General features: G+C 52.3%; 17 protein-coding genes, 1 tRNA gene and 1 pseudogene. 13 read left to right on the top strand and 6 right to left on the bottom strand.

Annotation, left to right across the window (positions count from 1 at the left end; genetic code table 11):
• Window positions 1-13 precede the first annotated feature (13 nt).
• The 3 genes from FCL42_RS17595 (at window position 14) to FCL42_RS17585 (ending at window position 2,099) form a co-directional block, all read left to right on the top strand.
• Window positions 14-292 carry a peptidylprolyl isomerase gene (locus tag FCL42_RS17595; protein WP_136864746.1) on the top strand — a complete coding sequence of 93 codons (279 nt, stop codon included), beginning with the start codon at window positions 14-16 and terminating at the stop codon, window positions 290-292.
• Between the two features lie 131 nt (window positions 293-423).
• Window positions 424-855 (top strand): GNAT family N-acetyltransferase, encoded by a 432-nt coding sequence (locus tag FCL42_RS17590; protein ID WP_136864745.1) that lies wholly within the window; start codon window positions 424-426, stop codon window positions 853-855.
• Between the two features lie 500 nt (window positions 856-1,355).
• Window positions 1,356-2,099, top strand: coding sequence for a tetratricopeptide repeat protein (locus FCL42_RS17585; RefSeq protein ID WP_136864744.1), 744 nt, complete (start codon window positions 1,356-1,358; stop codon window positions 2,097-2,099).
• A gap of 88 nt (window positions 2,100-2,187) precedes the next feature.
• Here the strand turns inward: FCL42_RS17585 and FCL42_RS17580 are convergent, their stop codons facing one another.
• Window positions 2,188-2,538: a 5-carboxymethyl-2-hydroxymuconate Delta-isomerase gene (locus FCL42_RS17580; RefSeq protein ID WP_136864743.1), complete on the bottom strand. Its 351-nt coding sequence runs from the start codon at window positions 2,536-2,538 to the stop codon at window positions 2,188-2,190.
• Between the two features lie 270 nt (window positions 2,539-2,808).
• On the opposite strand from FCL42_RS17580, the gene FCL42_RS17575 reads away from it, so the two are divergent.
• Window positions 2,809-5,994: an HD domain-containing phosphohydrolase gene (locus FCL42_RS17575; RefSeq protein ID WP_169308438.1), complete on the top strand. Its 3,186-nt coding sequence runs from the start codon at window positions 2,809-2,811 to the stop codon at window positions 5,992-5,994.
• Window positions 5,995-6,161: 167 nt separating this feature from the next.
• The gene (locus tag FCL42_RS17570) at window positions 6,162-6,398 is read left to right on the top strand and encodes a hypothetical protein (protein ID WP_136864741.1); all 237 of its coding nucleotides are present in this window, start codon (window positions 6,162-6,164) and stop codon (window positions 6,396-6,398) included.
• A gap of 220 nt (window positions 6,399-6,618) precedes the next feature.
• Here the strand turns inward: FCL42_RS17570 and FCL42_RS17565 are convergent, their stop codons facing one another.
• From FCL42_RS17565 to FCL42_RS17555, 3 genes are all read right to left on the bottom strand, one after another.
• Window positions 6,619-7,473 (bottom strand): DMT family transporter, encoded by an 855-nt coding sequence (locus FCL42_RS17565; protein WP_136864740.1) that lies wholly within the window; start codon window positions 7,471-7,473, stop codon window positions 6,619-6,621.
• A gap of 1 nt (window position 7,474) precedes the next feature.
• Window positions 7,475-7,927 (bottom strand): GNAT family N-acetyltransferase, encoded by a 453-nt coding sequence (locus FCL42_RS17560; RefSeq protein ID WP_136864739.1) that lies wholly within the window; start codon window positions 7,925-7,927, stop codon window positions 7,475-7,477.
• 71 nt (window positions 7,928-7,998) lie between these two features.
• Window positions 7,999-8,562 carry a Crp/Fnr family transcriptional regulator gene (locus FCL42_RS17555; protein ID WP_136864738.1) on the bottom strand — a complete coding sequence of 188 codons (564 nt, stop codon included), beginning with the start codon at window positions 8,560-8,562 and terminating at the stop codon, window positions 7,999-8,001.
• A 173-nt stretch (window positions 8,563-8,735) separates the two neighbouring features.
• On the opposite strand from FCL42_RS17555, the gene FCL42_RS17550 reads away from it, so the two are divergent.
• Both FCL42_RS17550 and FCL42_RS17545 read left to right on the top strand, forming a co-directional pair.
• Entirely contained in the window at window positions 8,736-9,308 is a 573-nt protein-coding gene (locus FCL42_RS17550; RefSeq protein WP_136864737.1) for a sugar O-acetyltransferase, read from the top strand.
• A 148-nt stretch (window positions 9,309-9,456) separates the two neighbouring features.
• A complete protein-coding gene (locus FCL42_RS17545) occupies window positions 9,457-9,789 on the top strand; it encodes a TM2 domain-containing protein (RefSeq protein ID WP_136864736.1) in 333 nt (110 codons plus the stop codon).
• A gap of 28 nt (window positions 9,790-9,817) precedes the next feature.
• On the opposite strand, the gene FCL42_RS17540 is transcribed toward FCL42_RS17545, so the two are convergent.
• Window positions 9,818-10,609 (bottom strand): SDR family NAD(P)-dependent oxidoreductase, encoded by a 792-nt coding sequence (locus FCL42_RS17540; RefSeq protein ID WP_136864735.1) that lies wholly within the window; start codon window positions 10,607-10,609, stop codon window positions 9,818-9,820.
• Between the two features lie 115 nt (window positions 10,610-10,724).
• Between FCL42_RS17540 and FCL42_RS17535 the strand changes: the two genes are divergently transcribed.
• The 6 genes and pseudogenes from FCL42_RS17535 to FCL42_RS17515 all read left to right on the top strand — a co-directional run bounded on the left by FCL42_RS17535 (window position 10,725) and on the right by FCL42_RS17515 (window position 15,628).
• Window positions 10,725-11,414 carry a histidine phosphatase family protein gene (locus FCL42_RS17535; protein WP_136864734.1) on the top strand — a complete coding sequence of 230 codons (690 nt, stop codon included), beginning with the start codon at window positions 10,725-10,727 and terminating at the stop codon, window positions 11,412-11,414.
• Between the two features lies 1 nt (window position 11,415).
• Window positions 11,416-12,609, top strand: coding sequence for an acyl-CoA dehydrogenase family protein (locus FCL42_RS17530; RefSeq protein WP_136864733.1), 1,194 nt, complete (start codon window positions 11,416-11,418; stop codon window positions 12,607-12,609).
• Window positions 12,606-13,298 (top strand): TetR/AcrR family transcriptional regulator, encoded by a 693-nt coding sequence (locus tag FCL42_RS17525; RefSeq protein WP_136864732.1) that lies wholly within the window; start codon window positions 12,606-12,608, stop codon window positions 13,296-13,298. Before FCL42_RS17530 ends, FCL42_RS17525 begins: the two co-directional genes overlap by 4 nt.
• Before the next feature lie 5 nt (window positions 13,299-13,303).
• Window positions 13,304-14,080: pseudogene (locus tag FCL42_RS21950) on the top strand (phosphotransferase family protein); the annotation flags it as partial.
• Between the two features lie 321 nt (window positions 14,081-14,401).
• Complete coding sequence (locus FCL42_RS21945) at window positions 14,402-15,154, top strand: SDR family oxidoreductase (RefSeq protein ID WP_229359903.1); 753 nt, start codon at window positions 14,402-14,404, stop codon at window positions 15,152-15,154.
• A gap of 63 nt (window positions 15,155-15,217) precedes the next feature.
• Complete coding sequence (locus FCL42_RS17515) at window positions 15,218-15,628, top strand: hypothetical protein (RefSeq protein WP_136864730.1); 411 nt, start codon at window positions 15,218-15,220, stop codon at window positions 15,626-15,628.
• Window positions 15,629-16,379: 751 nt separating this feature from the next.
• Here FCL42_RS17515 and FCL42_RS17510 read toward each other — a convergent pair.
• A tRNA-Ser gene (locus tag FCL42_RS17510) sits at window positions 16,380-16,467 on the bottom strand.
• Between the last annotated feature and the right edge of the window lie 106 nt (window positions 16,468-16,573).

The following is a 16,573-nucleotide window of genomic DNA, read 5'->3' as shown; positions in this document are numbered from 1 at the left end:
ATTAGGAGCCTCCATGGCCAATACTGCCCACGCTTTGCATATCTTGGTGAAACACAAAGAGCAGGCTCAAGACATCATTAAACAGCTGAACAAAGGCGCAAAGTTTCAGACTTTGGCTCGTAAGTATTCCAGTTGTCCATCGGGTAAAAAGGGCGGTGATCTGGGCGAGTTTCGCCGCGGGCAGATGGTGCCTCAGTTCGACAAGGTTTGTTTTAGTGGTGAAGTGTTAACGCCGCACCTTGTGAAAACCAAATTCGGTTGGCATGTGGTGAAGGTGCTGTATCGCACTTAGTTGTTTTGCGTGACTGCAATTGCACTGTATATCCCATAAGTCCCAAGTGGTCATAGACCCTCAGGCTTTTTGAGGCTAAACTGCGCGCTCGCGGCTGCACATAGAATTCAGTCAATCCATGAGAGAACACAATGGTTGTAGAAAATGTGCTTCCCGAAAATTACGCTGAAATGCTTAATGTTTGGGAAAATTCAGTCCGAGCAACTCATAGCTTCATAACAGAAGAAGATATTGAGTTTTTTAAACCAATTATCATTGAGCAAGCCTTCCCTGCTGTTGCATTAAGATGCGTAAAAAGCGCAAGCGGTTCAATACTTGGCTTTGTGGGGACGCATGACGCTAAGATTGAGATGCTATTCATCTTGAATGAGGCCAGAGGGAAGGGCATAGGCAAAGTTTTGCTGCAATACGCAATGGAGCACCTAGGTGCGACTAAGGTGGATGTTAACGAACAGAATCCGCAAGCTGTAGGCTTCTATCAGCATATGGGGTTCAAGGTCGTTGCACGCTCACCGCTTGATGATATGGGAAAACCGTTTCCAATTCTGCACATGACACTGTAAAGCTCGGTTAGTCGTAGCCCTGCTTGCTAGAAGAAATGCCCAAAGCTAATAACTTTGGGCGTTTCCGTATCTGGGGCAGAGTTTCCCTAATAAGCGCAGTGTTGTCACAGCGGTTACTGCATACGGACGAGCGGCTTGTTCATTTTTTTCAGCCGATCGATATTGATACCCGTGGTTTTACGCTGCTGTTTGCTCTGTTTTTTGATCAAAAATCAGCGTCATTGACTGAGGTTTGTGAGTGAGCTTCGCGTTTTTGTACGAGCTTAACTCATTGATATACATGGAAAGATCTTGCCTTTAGAATACCCGAAACCAATCTAGTCGCTGGTGGTTTCAGCCGTGAAGGAATGACTGTCCGTCGTTCAGTCTCTGTTTCATTTCGTGCATTCGCAAGACAGATCTCCGCTGTGGTCTTCGCTTTTGGTGATTCAGGCAGTGAATTCCGATGAACGACAAGTTGGTAATGGAATTGTGTTTGACGTTGTTTTTTGAGGTAGTTAATGGTCGGCAAATTTTTAGTTCTCATGGGCATTGCGGCCTTATGCTTTTTCTGTCTGGGTCCGAAGAAAAAGGAAGAGGACGAAAATGACGAGCTGTATGAGTCCGGCTTACGTCAGTACCTATTGGCCGATGATGAAAATCGGCGTTTGGCGGCGAAAAAATTTGAACAGGCTGCCAATCAAGGGCATTTGAGGGCAGCAGGTATGTTGGGAACCATGTATTTGCTTGGAAAAGGTGTCGAACTGAATCATGAGTTAGCGGTGAAGTGGCTAACCCTCGCGGAGGCGGGGACTCAGGGGGAGGTGATTCAGAATCTGGCGGTGTGCTATCACCACGGAATGGGGGTAAAGGTCGATTACAATAAGGCGTTCTTGCTGTCCTCAAGAGCCGCAGAGCTCGGTGATCTGCGTGCCATCGGCTCTATGGCTCATGCATACCTTAATGGGTTGGGGGTTGAGAAAGATCCACAGCAAGCATTCGCTTTGTATGAGTCGGCCGCAAAAAAAGGCGATGCCCATTCACAGGGGCATTTGGCGATCCTCTATCACACCGGCGTTGGGGTTGAGAAAAATATCCCCGAAGCCATCTTTTGGTATCAGAAAGCGGTATTTTCCGGCGAGCCAGAGATCATGGAGCTACTCGAAGCGGCCCAAGAGGAGCTTAAAACCGGCGAAGACAGTGTTGCTGAACTGCTGAATGAGACTTTGGAAGCCTATCGGGCCAAGGCAGAAAAAGCTCTGTAATTGAAGGGCTAGGGTAGCTAGAAATGCTGGCTACCCGAGTTACGAACTCAGCCTAAACTCATATAATCCCCAGCCTTGGCGAAGGCGATTACTCTTCCAGCATCTGGCGGCTGACGTAGTTGCCTTTATCCATCTCATAAACGTTCGCGGCGATCTTAGTCAGGGCTGGGAACAGCCTCGTCAGTTCCATCACCAACAATCGAGACAGTTCCGATTTTTGCTCCTGGGTTCTGCCAGACAGGATGTGGGCAAAGAGATGAATAAAAGGTTGTTGTGCTCCCCCTGCTAGGTAGGTGCTGTAGGGATTGATGCGAACTTTGATGGCCGCCTCATTAAACAACCCTGAGTTAACTGCAACCTGGTGGATGGCCTTTAATAGAGTTTGCTCTGATTGGATGTCCAGCAGTTCAGAGGCGCAATCGATAACAAAATGGGGCATGGTAATTCCTAAGGCAGAGTGACGACGCTGCCCAGTTTACTATGGCGATGAGATTACCCCAGCCTTAAATCACAAATTATTGATACTTTATGACTTTCCATTTAAACCGATAAGCGGTAGCGTAAATATTGAACAGGAAAGGAATTTCTGATTACGGCTGAATTAAAGCGTAATCCGATGATTGTTCGATGTTGATGCCCGAGGAACCCTAAGACGGCATCGACGATGCATGACCTGAATTTGGCAAACTCAAGGATTGAGGAGACCACTATGTCAAGCTTAGAGAACCGAGGCATCTCTATTAGAGTTACCGTGGTGTTCGTGTTTATTATCGGTACCCTTATTACCGCAGCCACGGCGATTACGCTTCAATACCTTTTCTCCTCCAAAATCGCCACCGAAGCGGTCACTGCCCAAGCGGAAATTCTGGCTAAAAACACCCAAGCCAAAGTGGAGGGGCTGCATACTAAAGCCGCGCATTCAGTGGAAATTCTCGCTCGTAATGCCGCATTGGTGGAAGCGGGCCAAGTGGATGAAGTGGCCACCGATAAGCTGTTTGCCAATCTGCTGGAGAATAATAATGAGTTCTACGCCGTCTATCTAGGCTTAGCCAATGGGGATTTTTACGAGCTCATCAACCTTGAGGCCAGCCCCTTGATTCGAGATCAGCTTGGCGCCTCCTTAACGGATCGGTTTGCTAAGGTGGTCATTCATGATCTGGATGGGCGGCGGGTCAAGCAGACACTGTTTCTCAATGAGGCGTTTGAGGTTAGCCACCAATTCGTCGAGTCCAGCGATTATGACGCTCGAACTCGCCCTTGGTTTCAGATAGCCGATGCCATCAATGCCAGTCGCACCAAGCCCTATCTTTTTCAACATCTGCAAGCGCCCGGACAGACGTTTTCCATGGTGATGGAGGAAAGTGGTGCGGTGATTGCTGTGGACATCGCCCTGTCCACCATGTCGCAGTTTTTAACTCAGCAACTGGCCAGTGGCACGCCATTGGAGCACAGCGAAGTGTTTCTCTACGATCTGGAGGGAAAGTTGGTGGCATCCAGCGCGGCGGCCATCGAACTGCCTCGTCGAGATCTGCCGATGCTGCCGGTCACAGAGCAAGAACGTCTCTACCTCAACGGCTTAGGTACGGTTCGCATTGCCAATGAGACCGACTGGGCGCCTTTGGATTACTCGATCGCCGGCCAGCCTCGAGGCTACACCGTGGAGCTTATTCAGATGCTTGCTCGCAGCCTTGGACTGTCGGTAGAGTTCATCAATGGTGTCTCCTGGGATACCTTAGTGGCCCACTTTCAGCGGGGCGATCTGGAAGTTCTGACGCCAGTATATCGCACCGGCAGCAACCGCGATTGGGGGCAGTTCTCCGCTGCGATGGTTGAGATGCCGATGGCGCTGGCGACACGAGAGCAGGACGCCAGATATACAAGCTTGCAAGCGCTGGACGGCTCGGTCTTAGCGGTGCCTGCAGGTTGGTCGATCATCCCTGAAATTGAGGCGGCTTATCCAGGCATTCGAATTGTGGAGGTTGCCAGTGTTGCCGATGCTTTGAGGGCCGTGGCCAGTGGCGAAGCCGACGCCACCTTAGAAACTCGAATCATCCTCGATTACACCCAGCGCGTCTATTTTATCGAAGGGCTGCACATCGAGCCGCAATTGGATATCGGCTCGGTTAACTTTGATGCTGGGCTAAGGGCGGTGTTCCAACCCGAGTTGGCGCCATTGGCAGCCCTATTCGACCGAGCATTGGCTCAGGTTGGTCCCGATGAACGCCAGTATTTGGCCCAGCGCTGGTTGGGAGATATGGGCCAGATTCGCCAACAAGACTCACTGATTGTGCCCTACAAAGCGTTGATGACAACGGCTTTGGACCGGTCGCTGCAGGGCCAGCTTAATCAAGTGGAACTGGATGGTCGAGATAGCTTCTTGTACATCGAACCACTGCGAGTGGGTAAAGATCATTTTTTCGCTTTGGCGGTGGATGAAGATGCCGTACTGCGAGTAAGTCGTGGTGAAGTGATGGTGTCGGCAGCAGCCACGGCCATCTGCATATTGGCGCTGCTGCCTCTTTGCTACCTACTTGCCAACCCCATCGTCAACCCGATACGTCAACTGGCCAAACAGAACGAAAAGGTGATGCGTCGCCAGTATCAACAAGTACGAAGGCAGCCATCGGTTATCAAGGAGGTGGACGAGCTGTCGTCGTCTCTGGTGCAGATGTCGGCGGCCATTGCCGAGCATGAAGCCCAGCAGCAACGGCTGATGGACTCCTTTGTTGAGGTGATTGCCCAAACCATCGATGATAAGTCTCCCTACACCGGCGGCCACTGCTACCGTGTGCCAGAGTTGGGACTGATGATGGCCAGAGAAGCCAGCATCAGTGACAGTGAGGCGTTTAAGGGCTTCTCCATTGCCGATAAGGACAAACATCGAGAGTTCAAGTTGGCAGCTTGGCTGCACGATTGCGGCAAGATCAGTACGCCAGAGCATGTGGTTGATAAGGGCAGTAAGCTGGAGTCCAATTACAACCGCATCCATGAAATTCGCACTCGATTCGAAGTGCTGTGGCGAGATGAAGAGATTCACTACTTAAAGGCAGTACAGGCAACGCCTGAGCGAGAGCTTGAGTTAAGAGCCGAGCGCGATCAAAGCCAGCGCGAGTTACAACAGCAGTTTGAGTTTGTCGCCACCTGCAATGTGGGGGGAGAGTTTATGGCAGACGAGAGCATTGACCAGCTCAAGAGCATCGCCAAGCGAACTTGGCAGCGTCATTTTGACGATCGTTTGGGGTTGGGGCCATTGGAGGAGAAGCGCTATCTCGACCCCAAAGTGTCGTTGCCGGCGACGGAAAACCTGCTGAGCAATAAGCCGGAACACTGCATTCCGTGGGAGCGTAAGCACAGTTACGATCCGGCTCTCGGTATTAAGCTGGTGCCCACAGAGCTGCAAAACAATCAAGGGGAGCTCTATAACCTGTGCATTCGCAAAGGCACTCTCAACGATGAGGAGCGGTTCCGCATCAATGAGCATACGGTCAGCACCATTAAGATTTTAGAAAGCCTGCCATTCCCACCTGAATTGGCCAACGTCCCTCGGTATGCATCAACTCATCACGAGACCTTGAAAGGCACGGGCTACCCACGGCGGCTTACCGGCGACCAGCTTTCCGTGGGGGAGCGCATATTGGTATTAGCAGACATCTTCGAAGCTCTGACCGCCGACGACAGACCCTATAAAAAAGCCAAGTCTTTAAGCTGCGCCATCAACATTCTTCACCATATGGTAAAAGATGACCATGTCGACGAAGAGGTGTTCCGGCTGTTTCTTACCACCGGGGTTTATCTGGAGTATGCGGAGCGCTTTCTTAAGCCTTCGCAAATTGATGCGGTCGACCTAAGTAAATACCTACAGCCGTTGCCAGAAGTGGAGGCTCAGCCTGCGTAATCTACTGCTTTAATTAAGGTAAGCTTGGGTCAAAAATGGAATGAGTCTAGTAAAAGCTGCGTGGCGCTAGATCAAGTTATCTCCTATTTTGTGATGTGCGTCGGGTTTGTGGCGAGGGCTGTGTTGTACGCTGCATGGGTCATTAAATTAACCGCGAGGAATTCATTATGGACTGGGAACCAGGCAACATTAACTATCAAGGGGAAGACAGCGGCGTTCATCGTTGGCAGGTCGACTCCGAAGTGACGCTATATTGGCACCCCAATTGGCTGCATCTGGCCGAAGATGTCACCGGAATGCACAAGCAAGTGCCGCTGGATCTTGAAGCGGGTGAGGTGCCCACTGAAGCCCATGCGCTTCGGGCAGTCGAAAAAGCCGTTAAGGCGCGTCAGCAGGATAAGTAATCTCGGCGCAGTCATCTTTACGGGGGCAATGCCCCCGGACTCTTCTCTATGCCGATTTCATTAGTATGTTGTGCCGTGCAGAAGGGGGGCTTTAATTAGCCCTCATACAGCGTTAGTAAATCTCACCGTAGAGTCACTCAAGCTTCGCTTTCTTGCCTGAGAACCGATTCACTTCAGCGGAATGATACAACCATTAGCGCAATCGCGATTTCGCTCTGTGTTATCTGGGCACAGCCACTGCTTGTCGGCGTCGCCGCCATGGCAGCAAGGGCGTCACAATCAGCACAATCCCCAAAGCCGTAAAGCCATCTGGAATCTCATTAAACCACAGTACACCAAACGCCGTGACAAACACCAAGCCGGAGTTTTCGGCAATGGCGATGTTACTGGCGCTGGCTCGACGATACGCCATCACTGCGAGGCCATTGTAACTGAGAATCAGACCCGCACTGGCGAGAGTGAGCAGTAACGTCTTGGCTGACATCGGCTGCCAAAATGTCAGAGCCAAGATGGCAGAGACAGGCAGTGATAGCAGTGAAGTCCAAAAGAGGTTTGAGATCACGCTCTGAGTTTTGGGGATTTTTCGCGCCGTAACATTAAACAGCGCCAGCGTGAACGCGGTCCCAAGGGCAAACAGGGCCGCCCAATGAAACTCCGATGGCCTGAGTACAATGAGCACGCCACCAAAGCCAATGAGACTGGCCAGCAGCTTGCTTTTGGTGGGAGGCTCCTTGAGCAGCATCGCCGACAGCGGCAGCATCAGTAATGGCGCGGCGTAGAACACCGCGTTGGCACTGGCCAAAGGCAGGTGAGTAATTGCCACCACCATGCAGCCGCTGCCAATGAGCACCAGATGCGCTCGCAGCAGCGTCAATTTCCTGTGGACTAAGGGGCGCGCGGAAGGGGGCTGCATTCGCCAAAGGGGAAACAGCACCAAAACCGACAGCAGCTGGCGAATGAACACATATTGAAACGTGGGCAGTTCGCCGTTGATCAGTTTGACGGCCACATCCGATAGTGACGCCGCCAAGTTGCCCACGACCAGCAGCACAATGGCGGTGTAGTAACTTGGCACCCTATTTTTCTAGCGTCATTTTGATGTGGGGAATGTCATCTTCCAGATACATCTCAGAGACCTGCACAAATCCGTGGCGGCCGTAATAACCCGCCAGGTGCTCTTGAGCGCTGATGGTGACCGACTCGTTTGGCCACAGCCGCTCACAGGCGGATAGAGCTTGTTCCAATAGCTGATGCCCAAGGCCACCACCTCGTTTACTGAGTTTGGTGGCAACGCGGCCGATACTGGCGTTGGCGTAGCTTATGCCCCCTGGCAGCAGGCGAGCACAGGCGATGAGTTCATCCTCTTGGTAACCCAGTAGATGGTATACCCCCTGTTGATGATCTTTGTCATCGAGCTCTGGGTAGGGGCAGGTCTGCTCAACCACAAACACGTCGGTACGCAGTTTTAGCAGTTGATACAGCTCCATGTTAGTGAGCGCATGAAAAGGGATAAGTTTCCAGTGGATCATGGTGATGCCTTTGTCTGTTGTTATTGTGAGGCAACTTTAGCGTGCTTGATGCCAGTGCTCATTAACCATTGTTAACTGCTTAGCCGCTTTTTTATTCGACTGAGACTGATGGGGGTAATGCCAAGATAGGCCGCGATCTGATAGTCACTGAGTCGGGTCAATAATCTGGGGTAATCTTGGCAGAACCGTCGATACCGCGACTCTGGCGTGTTCAGCAGCATAAAGCGTTCTTTGTTCTCTTTGTGGCACAGCTGAGTTTCGACCAAATTGAGATAGAACGGGTGGCATTGGCGGCGAAGTTGGGTTAACCAACGGATCGGTAAGCGCACCAACTGGCAGCTCTCGATGGACTCAATGAGAAAGGGCAGGGGCTGTTGACGAATCAACGATTCAAATCCGATGATCCAGTCGCCTTCCCAGTAAAATTCTTTGCTGTACTGTTTGCCGTCGTCGGTGAGGTAGGCCCCGTGACAGATTCCGCGAACCACGAAGTAGAGCGAGTTGGCGTCGGCATCTTGCTCGATAAGTGGCGTATGACTGGCAATGGTGATGGTTTCGGCCGCTTTTAGAGTGTCTGCGATCTCTGCTGGCCCAAAGCCATTGTTGGCAAGATGCTGGCGGAAGGTGTCGGTCATGGGCTCTCTCGCTAAGGTTATTATGATCACCATATCAAAAAACGGCCGCTGGGGCGTTATGGGTGCCAAGGAGAATTTTATCGCTTTAGTGAGTTGGTTCTCTGCCAGCATTTGCCTGTGAGGGATATACTCTGCTCACCTTAGATTTGCCATAAATAATGACAATAACCATCATGACCGAATATCAAAAAATGCTGATGGGCGAAGTGTTTAACGGCGCCGACCCTGAGATCAGTCAAGTGCGAGATAGGGCATTTGATCTCCAACGCCAGATACAACACTGTGACCGCTTCGAACAGACACAACCGCTGTTTGCCCAGCTATTCGGAGCCATGGGTGAGGGCTGTATTGTACGGGCTCCCTTTAGCTGCGAGTTTGGCCAGCAAATAACGTTGGGCAATAAGGTGTTCATTAACCTCGGTGTCGTGGCTTTAGATGGGGCGGAGATTGTCATTGGTGACAACGTGATGATTGGTCCGAGCGTACAGCTATACACCGCATCTCACTCATTGGACTACCGTCAACGCCGTGGCTGGGAGACCACCTGCAAGCCCATCCACATCGAGGAGGATGTTTGGATTGGCGGCAACGTGGTGATAAACCAAGGCGTCACCATTGGTGCTCGCTCGGTTGTGGCGGCTAACGCTGTGGTGAACAGCGATGTACCACCAGATTGTTTGGTTGGTGGTACCCCTGCGCGGGTGATCAAGCGGCTTGAGCCAGAGGAGCAACGCTTGGAGAGGTAGCCCCAGGTGTCTGCGTTCGTTGACCGCTACCGAGGCCACGTCAATTTAAGAAATAAGTTTCAACTTTGTGATTTTAATCTCGGACTCAGCGAACGCGTGTACGCATAATCAAGATAGGACGACCCAATAACAACAGAAAGAGAGAACCATGCAGCACGCCTGTAGCCAATGCGGACAACACCAACCCTTAGAACTGGCGCTATGCCAGAGTTGTGGCGCCGCCCTTCATCTCGATGCATTGGCAGGAATTGATCCACATCTTTGTTTTAAAAGTCGCAGAAAGACCGCTTGGCTGAGCCTGACTCTAGGTGGCTTTGGCGTACACAAGTTTTATCTTGGCCAGCCCCTTAAAGGTACGCTTTACCTCGCCACGTGCTGGACCTTGATCCCGACCGCATTGAGCATTGTTGAGGCCATTAAGACGTTCCGCATGACCTCACTGCAGTTCGCGTTTAAGCAGCGTACTGCCGTATCGCTCTAAGTCGGTTATCTCCGCCAGAGCTTTCGAGTTAGCGAAAGCTCTGCTTTAGGATGATCTTGTAAAACTGCTCCGGCAACCACCGCTTCAATCGCCAAGCTTGGCGAGATTTGCCATGGGGCAGAATCATAAACTCCCCTCGCTGCGCCTGTTTTAAGATGTACCCGGCCACATCTTCTGCGCTGAGCTCAGATTTGGTCATCATCTTGCGTGCCACCTTCGCGACCCCTTGCCCTTCCTGATTCAGAGAATCCAGCAGCGGCGTATCAAAGAACGCTGGACACACCACACTGACCTGAATCCCTTTGGGTTGCCACTCTAGCCTTAAGGTTTCCGACAGGCTAAGCAGGGCGGCCTTGGAAACATTGTAGGCCGCCATAAAGGGTGCATTGGCGATGGCCGCCATAGACGCGATGTTGATCAAGGTGCTGCCTCGACCGAGGTAGGGTAGGGACGATCGAGCCACGCGAATGGCCGCCATTAAGTTCACCTCTAGGCAGCGTTGCCACTCGGCTTCTGGCAGGGCATCAAAGGCGCCGCCGGAGGCGATGCCCGCATTATTAAACACCAGGGTAAGTCGAGCGCCTTCAAGCCAGCGTTGTAGGCGCTCGCTGGCGTCCTCTTGGCACAGATCCAGCGCTAAGGTGCGGATGGTTAGGCGGCCTTTGCTATCGCCCGTGGCCAGCTGTTCACAAAACTGGGTTAACTGAGCGTCATCTCTGTCGGTTAACCACAGCACCAAGTGTTCAGGGTGTTGATTGACTAGTTGTTGTACCAGCGCTTTCCCTAGGCCTCCACAGGCGCCCGTCAGCAGGATCTCCATATCGCTCCTTACGCATCATACTGCCAAAAAATAAAACGAACGTTTGTTCATTGTTGACGATAAAGTAAACAGCTTGTAGGGTGAAAACAAGTGTAATTTCAATCAAGGCGCATCCATGGAGCTCTATCTACTTCGTCACGGTCAGGCAATGTTTGGCAGTAAAGACTATGACCGCTTGAGCGATTTGGGGCACAAACAGGCATTGTGCCTTGGGGATGAGTTGGGCCAGTGGCAACTTAGCCACGCCAAGTTGATGACTGGGGCATTAAAGCGCCAGCAACAAACTTTTGCTGGGGTGCACACAGGCCTTGGGGAGCGCCTGCCTGAGCAGTGGCTGGTTGATGCCAACGCCGATGCGGGACTTAATGAGATCAACGTCGCTGAGCTGATGCCGGTGTATTGGCCTCAAGCCTGCGCTCGATTGGGGCTGGACATCAGCCCGCAACAAGCCAGCGAGCAAGTGCACCAGTTTATGCCGCTGCTGTCTGAGGCCATTCGTTTATGGATGGACGATGGCCAAGGTCAGGTAACCGAAAGCTTTGAGCAGTTTCAACAGCGAGTGTTAACCGCACTCACAGAACATGGCGATCACAACAGGCCCACACTGGCGGTAACCAGCGGTGGCGTCATTAGCTTGATGACCGCACTGGCAACAGGCGATGGCCCACGGCCGATGGCGGAGCTGATTCATCAGGTCAATAACTGCAGCATTACCCATCTGAAATACGCCCGAGGTCAATGGCACCTGCAGGCATTTAACATTAACGGTCATCTGCGCCGACAGCAGATGCTAACTTGGAGGTGATATGGATTTTACCCCTTCTGCTCGAGTGCAATCGCTGCTTGAGCCTGTGCAAAAATTGGTTCGAGAGCAGTTGCTGCCGCTAGAGCCGTTGTTGTTAGCCCATCAATACAGCGAGCTGATGGTCGAGATTGACAAGGTTCGGCGCGTGGTGAAACAGCAGGGACTTTGGGCGCCGCACCTGCCTGCATCGGTAGGTGGAATGGGGTTGTCGCTGTTAGAGTTTGCCCAGTTGTCTCAATGCCTTGGGTATTCTCCTCTCGGGCATCTGGCATTCGGTTGTCAGGCGCCGGACGCGGGCAATGCTGAACTGCTATTGCACGCAGGCAGTGACGCGCAAAAAGACCGCTATCTGCAACCGCTAGCCTTAGGCGAAATTCGAAGCTGCTTTGCCATGACCGAGCGTCATCTGGCGGGCTCCAACCCAACCTTGATGGAGAGCCGGGCTGAGCTTGATGGTGAACATTGGCTGATCAATGCCCACAAGTGGTTTACTACGGCGGCACAGGGTGCTGAATTTGCCATTGTGATGGCCAAAACCGATGCCGATGCCCCAAAACATAAGCAAGCCAGCATGTTTCTGGTGCCCATGGACACCCAAGGGGTGAGTCGAGTGCGGAACATCTCGGTGATGGGCAGCAGTGGCCACGGTCCTTTTAGTCATGCAGAGATGAAGTTTGAGCAAGTTCGAGTGCCTAAAACGGCGCTCATTGGCGAACGGGGTCAGGGGTTCGCATTGGCACAAAGCCGGCTCGGTCCCGGTCGGATTCATCACTGCATGCGATGGCTAGGGTTGGCGGAGCGGGCTTTGCACCAGACTCGAGATTACCTGTCTCGTCGCATGGTCAGTGCCGAATTGAGTTTGGCGCAGCAGCCGGTGGCGCAAGCGATGCTGGCGCGAGCGTGGGCGCAGTATGAGTCGGCCCGTTGGTTGGTGCTGCACACCGCGTGGCAGGTGGATCAGCAGAACTTTACCGATGCTAAAGCTGCCATCTCAATGATCAAGTTTCAAACCGCTCAGATGCTGCAACAAGTGGTGGACATGGCCGTGCAACTGCACGGTGGATTGGGCGTTACCGACGATACCGTGTTGGCCTTTATCTACCGTGAGGAGCGAGCCGCGCGCATCTACGATGGCCCAGATGAAGTGCATCAGCTTTCTGCGGCCAAACAACTGATAAGGCAGGGAATGGCGTGATTGCGGCTACGGCGCTTAAGCCTTGCGACTCCATGGCCCGATTTCGGCGTGAGCGCCAATGGAGCGAAGCGCGGATGTGGCAAGCGTTTGCTGAACATGGCGCCGGGCTGACCAATCTGAAAAATCCCCAGCGGGCTCAGCAAAAGCTGAAGCTCATCATGGAGGCCACATTCCGCTTGGCCAACCAAGGTGGGTTTCAGGGCATGAGCTTGCGGCAATTGAGTCAGCAATGCGGCCTGAGCTTGGGCGGTCTCTATGGCTATTTTGACAGCAAAGAGGCGTTAGCAACCAGTGTACATCGATTTATTGACCATCAGTTTCGAGCTTGGTTGCTGCCTGAGTATGAGCACGCCCATGAGAGCCAAAAACTGGCGACACTGTGCCGGTATCACCTCTATCTAAGCGAGTTGATGCAGCCTTGGTTCTTCTTCTCCTACATGGAGTCTCGCCACCTTTCTAAACAGGCAAAACAGCAAGCGCTGGCGATGTCCAATCAGGTGGACACGCTTCTGCTAGAAGCGTTGAGTAAAACCGGTAAATCGGTGAGCTCCCCTGAACTGGAGGTCAGTTTGATTAAGCATCAGCTTCAAGGCTGGTATCTACGGCGTAGTCATTTTAAACAGCAGGGAGTCGCTGTGGATGAGTACTGCCACTATTTACTGCAACGATTAGGGATAATTTCGGAGTAAAATGTATGGAAAATAATGCAGCTCAGGCGGTGAGATTGCCATTTGAACCTAAGGCGCTAGCCGGTTACTTAGAAGCTCACTGCAGCGATCTTGGCAGCATTGAGCAGCTCGATGTGTTCGAGGGTGGAGCGTCAAACCTGACGTTCAAGTTGACCATGTCCAATGCTCAGGTAGTGCTGCGAATGCCGCCTCCGGGCACCAAGGCAAAAACCGCCCACGACATGGGACGAGAAGTGCGGGTATTGTCAGCATTGCAAGGCCAATATAAGCCGATTCCCGAAGTCATTCACTATTGTGATGACGAGTCAGTTGTGGGATGTCCGTTCTATTTAATGAGCTTTGAACCCGGGCTTATTCTGCGCAAAAACTTGCCCAAAGAGGTGGGGCTGTCAAAACAGCAGGCATCGAACCTGTGTCGGTCGATGATCGATAACCTGATTGCACTGCACAGTTTGGACGTTTCCAAAGGGCCGTTGTCGGAGTTGGGGCAACCAGACGGCTACGTTGAGCGCCAAGTGGAAGGCTGGAGCCGCCGTTACCTTCAAGCGACCACTCCCGGAGCTCGCTGTGCCAAACGCGTGGTGTGGTGGCTGGATAAAAACATGCCGAAGTTCAGCGAATCTGCCCTGATTCACAACGATTTTAAGTTCGATAATTTGGTGCTGTCCGAGCACAATTTTAGCGACATCCGAGCGGTACTGGATTGGGAGATGGCTACCTTGGGGGATCCGTTGATGGATCTGGGCTGCGCCATGGCCTACTGGGTGGAGGCGGCAGATAACCCTGAGCTTAAGCTCCTCAGGCAACTACCCACTCATTTGCCTGGTATGTGGACTCGTCAGCGCATGGTCTCCTACTATGCCGAGAAGACCGGCACCGACGTCAGCCAGTTCGAGTTCTATTACGTATTTGGTCTGTTCCGATTGGCGGTGATTGTACAGCAGATCTGGTATCGCTACGTTGAGGGCTCGCGAAAGCACCCGGCGTTCAAACAATTTGGTGAGCTGGCAGCACGGCTGATTGATCAAGCCTCTCGAGTGATCACTGAGCGAGAGCAGACGCAAAAACGTCAGCAATACTTCGACAAGATCACTCAAACCGGCATGTTGGATCTAACCGGAAAAGTGGCGCTGGTGACTGGGGCCAGCCGCGGAATTGGCGAGGCGGTTGCCCGTCTGTACGCCAAACATGGGGCGAGTGTGATCTTAACCAGTCGCAGTCAAGAGGCGCTGGAAGAGGTAGCGTCGAGTATCGTGGAGTCCGGCGGTGATGCTGAGGCTATTGCCTGTCACGGCGGCGATAAAGCTCAGATTCAAGCCCTATTCGATCGCATTGATGAACGCTTCGGTCAGCTCGATATTCTGGTGAATAACGCTGCGGCAAATCCATACTTTGGCCACATCCTTGATACCCCTGAAGAGGCCCTTCAAAAGACCGTGGACGTGAACCTGTCGGGTTACTTTACTATGGCTCAGCTTGCGGGTCAGCGCATGCGAAGCCAAGGGGGCGGGGTGATCATCAACACCGCGTCAGTCAATGGCAAACGCCCGGCGGCGGGGCAGGGGATCTACTCCATTACCAAGGCTGCGGTTAATAGCATGACTGCCGCGTTTGCCAAGGAATGCGCTCCCTATAACATTCGGGTCAATGCCGTGTTGCCCGGCCTGACTGAGACCAAATTTGCTTCAGCACTTACGGACAACCCAGCATTGTTAAAGCAGATCATGCCGTTGATCCCTCAAGGTCGAACGGCTCAGCCAGAAGAGATTGCACCCGCGTTTCTGTTTCTGGCATCAGAGGCGTCTGCGTACATCACTGGGGTGGAGTTGCCCGTCGATGGGGGGTATCTGGCGTAAGCGCTACACTTGATGGCAAGCGGTCGATTTGACCGTTTGCCAGTTTTCACTGCCGGAGCCGATATGCCCAGACGCTTAACCCAAACCACCAAAGAGACCCACCAAACGCTCAAGAACATGAGTTATGAGAGTATGGTGATCAGTTGGCTGATGTACGATGGCTGGCAGGTGTTTACACCGGTACTGGATAATGGCCATCAAACCGACATCTTGATTTCAGATGGTCCTAACTACTTTCGAATCCAAATTAAAACCATTGACGCTTGCGGTGAAAACCAGACCTTGAAAAACCGCTGGCACCATTCCAATGTGGATTACGTAATCTGCTTTGCTCGGAATTCAAGCTGGGGCTATATCATGCCCGCTTTCAGCGAGCCCTCTCGGCCGATGAATGCTCACGGTCACCTACGATTTGAAGCCAACAGCCGCAATGATTTTCTTAAAGCGTTTCACGTGGTGGATGATGCCCAATAGCCCATGGGCTTACGCACTAAAATTACCGGTAATGGCTAGAGGGTGATTGCGCCAAGCCTAGTCTTTATTGGATCGCCACATATTCCCTGACGCACGTCAGGGTCCAGAGTCCTCGATTTTAACGCCTTGATGATGCGCTGAGTTTGGCTTATGTATGGCGGGGCCAGACTTGGTATTAGTGAACTCTCGATACGCTGTGCAGGCATCAAGTTCGCTAGGCTTTCAACTCGAGCGGCAACCTTAATCCCTATATTGGGCTTACCACCGTTTCTCTGACGCACGTCAGGGTCCAGAGTCCTAGATTTTAACGCCTCGATGATGCGTTGCATTCGGCTCATATATGGCGGGGAGCCAGACTTGGTATTAGTGAACTCTCGATACGTTGTGCAGGCATCAAGTTCACTAGGATCTCAACTCAAGCGGCAAACTTAATCCCTCTATTGGGCTTACCACCGTTTCCCTGGCGCACGTCAGGGGCCAGAGTCCTAGATTTTAACGCCTCGATGATGCGTTGCATTCGGCTCATATATGGCGGGGAGCCAGACTTGGTATTAGTGAACTCTCGATACGTTGTGCAGGCATCAAGTTCACTAGGATTTCAACTCAAGCGGCAAGCCGCTTGGAGAGATTACCGCCTTCGGCGTTACTTGCTCCTTCGTCGCTGCGTTGCGAACTGAAGAGTTCAAACCAAATTCTCCACAACGCATATAACAAAAAACCCCTACGCTTCGCGCAGGGGCTTTTTGCTATATGGCGGTTAGGGAGAGATTCGAACTCTCGATACGTTGCCGTATACACACTTTCCAGGCGTGCTCCTTCAGCCACTCGGACACCTAACCAGATATCTGATCCATTATTTTACGAGCCTGAATCTAACTCGCTGATTGGTGGCTGAGTCGCACGCTGTGCGTGACTCTTTGCTACATCTTGGCAGCCACTCGGACA

This window comes from Ferrimonas aestuarii, from assembly GCF_005116665.1.
Classification (GTDB): domain Bacteria; phylum Pseudomonadota; class Gammaproteobacteria; order Enterobacterales; family Shewanellaceae; genus Ferrimonas; species Ferrimonas aestuarii.
This window is presented reverse-complemented; position numbering and strand designations above follow the sequence as displayed.